General features: G+C 69.7%; 5 protein-coding genes. All 5 read left to right on the top strand.

Annotation, left to right across the window (positions count from 1 at the left end):
- The coding region (locus tag H0U68_RS23450; protein ID WP_296359317.1) for an acyl carrier protein at positions 1 to 359 on the top strand (359 nt) is incomplete at its 5' end.
- The gene (locus H0U68_RS23455) at positions 353 to 1,168 is read left to right on the top strand and encodes a fatty acid desaturase (protein WP_296359318.1); all 816 of its coding nucleotides are present in this window, start codon (positions 353 to 355) and stop codon (positions 1,166 to 1,168) included. The genes H0U68_RS23450 and H0U68_RS23455, both read left to right, overlap by 7 nt.
- A 42-nt stretch (positions 1,169 to 1,210) precedes the next feature.
- On the top strand, positions 1,211 to 2,047 hold the full coding sequence (locus tag H0U68_RS23460) for a hypothetical protein (RefSeq protein WP_296359319.1): 837 nt from the start codon (positions 1,211 to 1,213) through the stop codon (positions 2,045 to 2,047).
- Positions 2,047 to 4,827, top strand: a complete 2,781-nt coding sequence (locus tag H0U68_RS23465) for a type I polyketide synthase (RefSeq protein ID WP_296359320.1) — start codon at positions 2,047 to 2,049, stop codon at positions 4,825 to 4,827. Before H0U68_RS23460 ends, H0U68_RS23465 begins: the two co-directional genes overlap by 1 nt.
- Positions 4,820 to 5,361: acyl carrier protein (locus H0U68_RS23470; RefSeq protein ID WP_296359321.1), on the top strand; the 542-nt coding region annotated here is incomplete at its 3' end. The genes H0U68_RS23465 and H0U68_RS23470, both read left to right, overlap by 8 nt.

The following is a 5,361-nucleotide window of genomic DNA, read 5'->3' on the forward strand; positions in this document are numbered from 1 at the left end:
CCCCGGCGCCGATCCGCATGGCCGCACCGGCGCCGGCGGTGGACCGGCTCGCGGAAATCACCGGATTCATCACCGGCTGGATCGCGCAGCGCTGCCGCATCCCGCGGGAAGCGGCCGGCCTCGACACCGAGTTCGCCATGCTGGGCCTCGGCTCGATCGACTCGAGCGAACTCGCCGAAGGCCTGTCGGACCGCTTCGCGGCGGACCTCGACCCCACGGTGCTCTGGAACTACCCGAACACCCGGGAACTCGCGGCGTTCATCCACCGCAAGTTCCCCGAGCGGCCCAAGGGCGCGGCGCTCGCGGAAACGTCTTCGTGGAACGCGTTGAACACCAGTGCAGGAGCATCTCTATGTTGAGCAAGATCTTTCGCAATCCGATCGATGTCTGGCCGGCGCTGCTGGTGACGGGCCTGTTCGCCATCCTGCTTCTTCTCTACCTTTACGTGGACAGCCTCTGGCTGATGGCGGCCTGTTCCTTCCTGCTGCTGCTTCCCCGTCTTTCGGTGGTGGGCTACAACCACAACCACGTCCACACCATGACCTTCAAGAGCACGATGCTCAATCGGCTGTTGGAGGTGATCATGTTCTTCGAGACCGGCACCTCCCCGCACTCCGGGACGCTCAATCACATCATCGGGCACCACGCGTGCTACTTCAACCCGGCGATCGACACCTTGAACACGCGGCGCGCCGACGGGTCCACCCTGGGCAGGCATGAGTTCTCCTTCAGGTCGGCGCTGTGGCATTACCCGTCGTGCATCACGTTCAGCCGCGGCAAGCGCGAACTGCGCACCAAGTTCATCGCCCATCTGGCCGTCTGCCTGATCCTGCTGGGCGCGGTGGTTGCCTACAAGCCGGCGGCGGCGGCGATCGTCTTCGTGGTGCCGATGCTGATCATGCTGTACATGCTGAAGTGGTCCGCCTGGGCGCACCACAGCGGCTTGCCCATGGGAGACGATTTCACCGCGTCGCGCACGCACACCGGCAAGTTCTACAACTGGCTGACGTGGAATGCCGGCTACCACGCCGCCCACCATTTCCGCCAGGCCACGCACTGGAGCATGTTGCCCACCTATCACGCCGAACTCTCCGACAGGATCGCGGCCGACCTGCAAGGCCACGGCTGGGGCACCCGGTTCCCGCCCTCGAACATGCGCGCCGGCTGAGACGGCCTTCCTCCCCGCCCCCCACAACCTTCTGGACGACAAATGACCGAGCCCATCGCCGATCCGCGCACCACATGCCGCCAATTGATCAAGGAGTCGGTGGATCCATCGCTCTGGGAGCGAAACGAAGCCTTCACCCACAAGCTGGTCAACAACACCATCCTGGCCCACCGGCTGCACTCGCATCCCATCCTGCAGGCTTGGGAAAACAGCGAGTTCGACCTGCGCGGCATGCAGGTGGTGCACATGGAGATCCGCGCGGCCTTCCTCGAAGTGTTCAGCGAGTCCCTGCTGCGCCTGATGCAGACCACCCTGCAGCTGGAGCCCACCCTGGGCTTCAAGGCGAAGCTGGCCGCGCGTTTCCTGGTGCAGCTCAACGTGGCCGACGAGATCGGCTTCACGCTGGCGCCGGGCGCGGACGGCTCCAGCGGCCATCCCCGCCTGTCCCACTACTGGCTGCTGGCCGACGCCATGGCCAAGATGGGCCTGGACGAGGCGACCTGGCGCGCGTACCGGACCTGCCCGCCGGCGCGCGCCACCCGGGCCACGCTCGAGGGCAACCAGGGCGACCATCTGCGCCTGGCGGTGGTGCTCGCCTGCATCGAAACGGTGTTCATGCCCTACTACGGACCGTGGGGCAGGAACAGCATCCGGGTTTGCCCCTCGCTCGCGGAGCCCGGCACCTACCACTCGGTACACATCGAGGACGAGAAGGGCGATTTCGTCGACGACGACCACTCCGAGGACAGCTGGTACGTCGTCCGCCAGGCACTGGTGCCGGCGCGCTACGAGGAGATCGAGCGGTTGACCACAGAATCGCTGGACACCTGGGCGCAGCTGTTCGACTTCCTGCTCACGCAGCGCCGGCAGCTCCAGTAATGGCGCATGCACCGTCGGCGGTGGCGGTGATCGGCGCCGCCTGCCGTTTCCCGTGTGCCGACAGCGTGGACGCGTACTGGCAGCTGCTGCTGGCGGGAAAAGCGGTCGCGGCCGAGCCGGCCGCCGACCGGCTCGGCCTGTGGTCGGTGATGCGCGACCCGCAGCTCGCGCCGCGCATCACCACGCTCAAGGGCGGCTACCTGCGCGACATCGCCGGATTCGACGCCGACTATTTCAGCATCTCGCCGCGCGAGGCGGCCAGGCTCGATCCGCAACAGCGCCTGCTGCTGACGGCGACGCACGACGCGCTGGAGGATGCCGGCTTGACCCGCGAGGCCCTGCGCGGGCTGGGCGTGGGTGTCTTCGTCGGCGCGGGCAGCAACGATTACATGCTGCTGGGCAGCGGCAGCAAGCCCGCCATCGATGCCTACCACGGCATCGGCAACTCGCACGGCCTTCTGGCGAACCGCATCTCGTACTACTACAACCTCAAGGGGCCGAGCCTGACAGTCGATACGGCGTGTTCGTCCTCGCTGACGGCCTTGCACGTCGCGCTGCAGTCGCTGGAACGCGACGAACTCGACCTGGCGATCGTGGGCGGCGTCAACGTCATCGTCTCGCCCGACCTGACGCTGTCTTTCTCGCAGGCGTCCATGCTGTCGCCGACCGGCCGCTGCAACACCTTCGGCGCCCATGCCGACGGCTATGGCCGCGCCGAGGGCGTGGGCGTCATCGTCCTGGCCCGCGCGGCCGATGTCTCCAGGTTCGCTGCCCGGGCCCGCTGCGAGATCCGCGCGAGCGCGCTGAACCAGGATGGGCGCAGCAACGGCATCAGCGCACCCAACGGGCTGAGCCAGGAGCAGGTGATCCGCGCCGCCATGGCGCGTGCCGGCGTGTCCCAGCACGACCTGGCCTACATGGAAGCCCACGGGACTGGCACCAAGCTGGGCGACGCGATCGAGTTCAATGCGCTGCGCGAGGTCTTCTCGGACATGCCGCAGGCGCGCTGCCATGTCGGCTCGGCCAAGGCGAACGTCGGCCACATGGAAGCGGCCGCCGGAATGGGCGGGCTGCTCAAGGCCATGCTGATGCTCGAACACGGCATCGTTCCGCCGCATGCCGTCAGCCCGCCCTACAGCGGCGTGGTCGACAAGGCGCGCGGGCAGCTTGCGATCGCCGAGACCGCGGTGCCGCTGCGCGAGGGAGCCTGCATCGGCGTCAGCTCCTTCGGTTTCGGCGGCGCCAACGCCCACGTGATCGTGGCGCGCGGCGAGCAGCCGGACTCGCCCCCTGATGCCGCGGAGCCGGCCGCCGACGGCGGTGTGACCTTGTTGCTGCTGTCGTCGCACGGCGGCGAACTGGCCGTCGCCGATGCGCGCAGCCTGGCCGACGCGCTGGAGAGCGGGCGCGAGCCGATGCAGGCGGTGGCCTGCACGCTCGCCTACCGCCGGGACCCGCTGCGCCATCGCATCGCGGTGGCCGCCGCGGACCGGGCGGACGCGGTGCGGCAACTCAGGAGCAAGGCCACGCCTGCCGACGCGCGCAAGCCGCGCATCGCCTTTGTCTTCAGCGGCCAGGGCAGCCAGTACGCCGGCATGGGCGCGTCGCTGTACGCCGGCAATGCGAGCTTCCGGGACGCGTTCGACGACTGCGCCGCGCGCATCCGGGCACGCGCCGGCTTCACTGTCGACGACCTGCTCCACGGCGGCCCGCAGGGGGCCGAGAGGATGCTGGCCGACACCCACCTGGCCCAGCTCGCGCTGTTCTGCCTCGAACACGCGCTGGCGCGGCTGGTGATGGCCGCGGGCGTCGCGCCGGCCGCCGTAATCGGCCACAGCGTAGGCGAGATCGCGGCGCAAACGGTCGCCGGCATGCTCGACCTGGACACGGCGGTGGCGCTGGTGCACGAACGCGCCCGCTGGATGCAGGCCGCCAGTCCTTCGGGCGCGATGCTGGCCGTCTTCGCGACGCAGGCGGCGGTCGAGGATCTCATCGCGCGGTCGGGGTTGCCGATCCACTTGGCGGCGCTCAACGGCGCCGCCTCGGTGACGGTCAGCGGCGCTGGCCCGGCCATCGCGTCCTTCGAAGCGGCCGCCGGCGCGGCGGGCCTGCTGCATCGGCGGCTGCCCACCCGGCACGCCTTCCATTCCCCCGCGTTCGCGCCCGCGGCCGAACAGCTCGCGCTGTTCACGCGCACCCTGGCCACCCAGCCCGCGCGGCTGCCGCTCGTCTCCAACCTCGACGGGCAGCTCCTGCGCGACCTGCCGCCGGCGTCCGACTACTGGAGCCGCCACATCGTCGCGCCCGTCGCGTTCGCCCGGGGAATCGGCACGCTGGTCGCCGACGGCTTCGACCTGTTCCTGGAAATCGGCCCCGACCGGACGCTGTCCCAACTCATCTCGCGCGACCACGGCGCCGCGGGCGTGCAGGCCGTCGCCACGCAGCGCCGCGGCGAGGACGGCATGCTGGTGCTGCTGCGGGCCCTGGGGCGGCTGTACGAATGCCACGCCGACGTCCGGCTGGACCCGGTGCTGCCGCGAACGCGGCAGGCCCGCGTGCCGGCCCGGACGCTGGGCCAGCAGAAATTCTGGGGCCTGCCCGAGCCGGCGCCCGGTCCGGCGGCGCCGATGGCGCCGATAGCGCCGATGGCCGGGGCGCACCTGATCGCGCTTCAACTGGATGTGATGCGCAGCCAGCTGGGCGTGCTGGAACGCCGGCGGCAAGGACATGCGCACACCGATCTACACGCAACGCAAACAAGGGATGAACAACATGGCTGATGATGTCGCGGCAGGCGTCGTTTCGAAAATCGTCGAGCACATCCGCAAGGAGCTCGCGCACAGCCTGGGCCAGACGCCCCAGAGCATCGAGCCCGAGCGCCTGTTCGTGGACATGGGCGCGGACTCCATGATCCTTGCCGAGACGCTGCAGGACGTCAATCGGCGCTACAAGGTGTCGCTGGCGATCGGCGAGATTTACGAAACCGTCAACACGGTGGCCAAGGTCGCCCGCCATCTCCACGACCATGGCCAATGGGAGCCGGTGCTGCGCACGCAGGCGGCGCCAGCGGCCCAGGCCCCGCAGCCCCCCCCCGCGGCCCAGACGATCCCCGCGGCGGAGCCGCTGCCGCCGGTCCATGCGGCGTACGTGGGGGTTCTGGCGAGCCAGCCGGCGAGCGCCGACACCGGCGCCATCGAGGACATCTTCCGGCGCCAGCTGGAGCTCATGGGGCGCCAGCTGTCCCTGCTGGGCCAGTCACCCGGCCAGCCCGCGGCGCCGGCGGCCGTGGTGCAGCCAGCCGCCCCCGCCAAGCC

This window comes from Ramlibacter sp., from assembly GCF_013697775.1.
Taxonomy (GTDB): domain Bacteria; phylum Pseudomonadota; class Gammaproteobacteria; order Burkholderiales; family Burkholderiaceae_C; genus Ramlibacter.

Coding starts and splice junctions, on each gene's coding strand:
- H0U68_RS23455 (WP_296359318.1), top strand. CDS start 353: ATGTTGAGCAAGATCTTTCGCAATCCGATCGATGTCTGGCCGGCGCTG.
- H0U68_RS23460 (WP_296359319.1), top strand. CDS start 1,211: ATGACCGAGCCCATCGCCGATCCGCGCACCACATGCCGCCAATTGATC.
- H0U68_RS23465 (WP_296359320.1), top strand. CDS start 2,047: ATGGCGCATGCACCGTCGGCGGTGGCGGTGATCGGCGCCGCCTGCCGT.